General features: G+C 61.5%; 4 protein-coding genes and 1 pseudogene. 3 read left to right on the top strand and 2 right to left on the bottom strand.

Annotated elements, in window-relative coordinates:
- Positions 1-462 (top strand): annotated as a pseudogene (locus tag WA989_RS13660) (ATP-binding protein); the annotation flags it as partial.
- Here the strand turns inward: WA989_RS13660 and WA989_RS13655 are convergent.
- Both WA989_RS13655 and hrcA read right to left on the bottom strand, forming a co-directional pair.
- Positions 459-1058 (bottom strand): nucleotide exchange factor GrpE, encoded by a 600-nt coding sequence (locus tag WA989_RS13655; protein WP_424341043.1) that lies wholly within the window; start codon positions 1056-1058, stop codon positions 459-461. The pseudogene WA989_RS13660 and the gene WA989_RS13655 overlap by 4 nt on opposite strands.
- An 18-nt stretch (positions 1059-1076) precedes the next feature.
- Complete coding sequence (hrcA, locus tag WA989_RS13650; protein WP_424341042.1) at positions 1077-2156, bottom strand: heat-inducible transcriptional repressor HrcA; 1080 nt, start codon at positions 2154-2156, stop codon at positions 1077-1079.
- 87 nt (positions 2157-2243) lie between these two features.
- Here hrcA and WA989_RS13645 point away from each other — a divergent pair, with 87 nt between their 5' ends.
- Both WA989_RS13645 and rph read left to right on the top strand, forming a co-directional pair.
- Positions 2244-3620: an MFS transporter gene (locus tag WA989_RS13645; RefSeq protein ID WP_424341041.1), complete on the top strand. Its 1377-nt coding sequence runs from the start codon at positions 2244-2246 to the stop codon at positions 3618-3620.
- Positions 3621-3647: 27 nt separating this feature from the next.
- Positions 3648-4149: ribonuclease PH (gene rph, locus WA989_RS13640; protein ID WP_424341040.1), on the top strand; the 502-nt coding region annotated here is incomplete at its 3' end.

The following is a 4149-nucleotide window of genomic DNA, read 5'->3' as shown; positions in this document are numbered from 1 at the left end:
GCCGATTTCCTCAACGATATGGTCGCCTGGAATGCCACCGTCCTCGTCTCGGACAGCGGCGCCGGGCGAATTTACCGGCTCACCGGCGATGAGGTGGACGTCTGGCTGGAGGATGAACGCCTGGCGGGCGTCAACGGGCTCACAGGCGACGGCGACAGGCTTCTCATCGCCACCATGTCTTCAGGCTCACTCTACAGCGTGACCGAAGCGATGGAGCTCCAGGAGATCGCGTCTGGCATGGTGAATGCCGACGGTATCGGCGTTATCGAGGGCGGCTATCTCGTCTCAAGCTGGCCGGGACAGATTTTCCATGTCAGCGAAGGCGGCGAAGTTTCTCAGGCCCTCGATACACGCTCACAGTCGACATTCCAGAACGACCTGACCATCCTCAACGAGACAGTCATCGTGCCGAACTGGATGCCCGGCACGGTCACGGTATGGAAAGTCGATAGCGCGGACTAGTTCATCTTGCCCGCGCTCACAGCCACCATGGCCGCGCGCAGTGTCCGCTCACCGATCTTCCAGCCGGACTGGAAATTTTCGGCGATCGAGCCTGCCGGATGATCTGACGGTATCTGGCTGACGGCCTGGTGGTGGTTCGGGTCGAAGGTTGCGCCGGGTTCGGCATCGACAGCGGTTACGCCATGACGCGCGAGCACGGTGTGCAGCTCTTTCTGCGTCATCTCGATCCCGCCGAGCAGGTTCTGGCCGGCCTCGGTCAGCACGTCGCGCTCCTCATCGGGCAGGGCTGCGAGCGCGCGGGCGAGATTGTCGGAGACACTCAGCAGATCGGCCGCAAACTTCTCCACCGCATAGATGCGAGCGTCCGCAGCTTCCTTGGCAGCGCGCTTGCGGACGTTCTCCATCTCGGCATGCGCGCGTAAAACCTGATCTTTCAGGCCGAGCACTTCGCCCTCCAGCTCTGCAATCCGGGTTTCGGCATCCGGCTCGCGATTGTCTGCAACCGCCGCCTCTTCCAGCGCCTCTGATTCCTCAGAGCCTGCATCCAGCGTTTCGGTGTCGACTGCTTCAGGCGGTCTTTTCTGATCTTCGCTCATCTTCCTCGTCTACTCTCTTCACGATTTCTGCCGCTCGCCGAGGATCTGCCCGACCATGCGTGCGGTGTAGTCCACCATCGGGATCACACGCGCATAATTGAGACGGGTCGGGCCAATCACGCCAAGCGCGCCAATAACCTGTCTTGAGGCGTTCATATAGGGAGCAACAATCAGGCTTGAACCCGATAACGGAAAAAGCCTGTTCTCAGAGCCGATAAAAAGTCTGACCCCTTCTGCTTCCCGGGTGGAATCGAGAACGTCCAGCAGGCTTTGCTGGCGCTCCAGGATATCGAACAGCTGGCGCACCTGCTCCATGTCCTGAACGGCCTGGTTATCAGCAAGCAGATTGGCGCGGCCATGCACGATCAGCGCGCGCTCCTCGCCGGGCACTGCCCCGCCCCATTCGGCCAGCCCCTGCTCGACGAGATTGGTCGCGGCCTGATCAAGCTGGGCGCGGCGCTCCTTGATCTCGTCGCGCACGGCAAGCGCAGCTTCGCGCAATGTGCGGCCTTTCATGCGCGAAGCGAGATAATTGCCAGCCTCCATGAGTGTCGTCGCCGGCAGTCCGGCAGGAATTTTCACAAGCCGGTTTTCGACGTCGCCCGCCTCATCAACAAGGATGCAGAGCGCCTCGCCCGTCGCCAGCGGGACAAATTCGACATGGCGCACCGGCCGCTCACGGGTCGGCGAGGAGACAAGCCCCGCCCCGCCCGCAAGACCCGATAATATGGTCGAGGCTTCTTTCAGAACGCCCTGCATGTCGCGGCCTGTCGAGCGCAGCCGGTCCTCGATTTCTGAACGGTCAGCTTCAGACGGTTCACCGACCTCGAGGAAACCGTCGACAAACAGCCTCAGCCCGATATGCGTCGGCATCCGGCCTGCAGACGTGTGCGGGCTGTCGAGCAGGCCGAGGTCTGTCAGGTCTGCCATGACGTTCCGGATCGATGCCGGAGACAGCCCTATCGTGCCTTTTGAGAGCGTGCGGGAGCCAACCGGTTCGCCGGTCTGCAGATACGTTTCGACGATCTCGCGGAAGATCGCACGCGAGCGCTCATCAAGGCTCTGAAGCAGTCCTGGTTTAGGTTGATTATCACTCATCACGGCGAAAGTGTAAGAATTGCAATCTGCAGTTTCAATCGGGCGTTTTTGCTTGGATGATGGCCACAAATCAGCTTGTGTCTCGTCATGTCCACTGTGTCAGCAAAACTGCCGCTTCGGCAAGTCGTAGCGTACGGCTCCGTAGGAATACCTTTCGGCGCGGTCGGTCTGCCAATGGCCGTCTTTATCGCCCCGTTCTATGCCGAGCAGATGGGCCTCGGCACGACGGTAGTCGGGCTCGTCTTCATGATCCTGCGGTTCTGGGACCTGTTCACGGACCCTGTCATGGGCTGGCTGGTCGACACCAAGCCCTCGCGCCGCGGCCGCATCAAGCACTGGATTGCCTGGTCCGTGCCGCTGCTCATCCCGGCGGTCTACTTTCTGTACAATCCGATTGGTCCACCGGTGTCGCCTTACTGGCTCGCCGCCATTCTCATGGCCTTCTATATCGGCACGACCATGCTGATCACGCCCCACCAGGCCTGGGCGCCGACGATCGCGCGGTCCTATGATGAACGCTCCCGCCTCTTCATGTGGCGGGAGATTTTCTCCATTTCGACCATGCTGGTCCTGCTCGCCCTGCCATCCCTATTGGCACAGACGGGCGGCGTTGACCGCGCACACCAGATATCGATCATGGGATGGATTCTGGTTGTTGCGCTGCCCATCGTGATCGCCGCAAATCTTTTCCTGCTCCCCGATCCACTTCCAGACGCCGGGACGCCAAAGGTCGACTTCAGCCCGAAAGCCGTCCTCGCCGCCATCCGCCAACAGACGCTCTGGCGCATTCTCGCCACTGAGGTTTTCATCGGCATCGCAATTGCCGGCACCGCTGGCACGTTCCTTTTTGCCGCGCAGTGGGGCTATGGCGTGATTGAGCTCGCCCCGCTTGTTCTGATGGTTCACTTCATCGCCGGCTTTGCCGCCATTCCGCTATGGGTGTGGATTTCCAAACGGACCGAAAAGCACATCGCCCTGCGCACTGTCTGCCTGTGGTCGGCTGTCACCTACACCTTCTTCCTTCCGTTCTCGCTGATGAATGTGGGGATGACCGGCCTGATCATCGTCACGCTGGTCTCAGGCGTCGGCTATGGTGCGCCCTTCGTCCTCCTGCGCTCGATGATGGCGGATCTCGTCGAAGCCGAGGCTGCGAAGGATGGCCAGAACCGCGCCGGGCTCTTCTATTCGCTTATGTCGGGCGCCTACAAGACGGGCGCGAGCTTCGCCATCGGCATCCCCTACATCCTTCTCGGCGCACTCGTCGGCTTCGATCCCGCAGGTGAGAATTCCGAAGGTACCGTGCTCGGCCTGATGCTTGTCTTTGTCTTCGTGCCGGTCACAGCCTACGCGCTCGCGGCCTTGCTGATCTGGAAATATCCGATCACGCGCGACATTCAGGCGGCGAATGCAGACATGATTACCGCAGGCCGGGTCATCGACGCGAAGGGCGAAACTGGTCTATAGGGCGGTCAAACCTGTAGAGGAGCCACCATGACAGACCTGATCCGCCCATCCGGGCGTGCCGCTGACCAGCTGCGCGACATCGTGCTTGAGACCAATGTGACCCGCTATGCCGAAGGCTCCTGCCTTGCCAAGTTCGGCCACACCCATGTGCTCTGCACGGCAAGCTGGCAGGACAATGTCCCGCCATGGCTGCGTGGACAGGGCAAGGGCTGGGTCACCGGCGAGTACGGCATGCTGCCCCGCGCTACGCACACGCGCGGCCGCCGCGAGGCCACTGCCGGCAAGCAGTCCGGCCGCACACAGGAAATCCAGCGCCTCATCGGCCGATCCCTGCGCTCTGTGGTCGACCTCACGGCCCTCGGCGAGAACCAGCTCACCATCGACTGCGACGTCATCCAGGCCGATGGCGGCACACGGACCGCCTCCATCACGGGCGGTTTCGTCGCTATGGCGCTTGCGATCAAATACCTGCGCGAAGAAGGTGTCATCGACAAAGACCCGATCCAGAAACAGGCCGCCGCCATCTCGG

It is taken from the genome of Henriciella sp. (assembly GCF_049649345.1).
Classification (GTDB): Bacteria; Pseudomonadota; Alphaproteobacteria; order Caulobacterales; family Hyphomonadaceae; genus Henriciella.
Note: the sequence above shows the minus strand (reverse complement) of the source record. Positions and strands in the feature narration are given on the sequence as shown.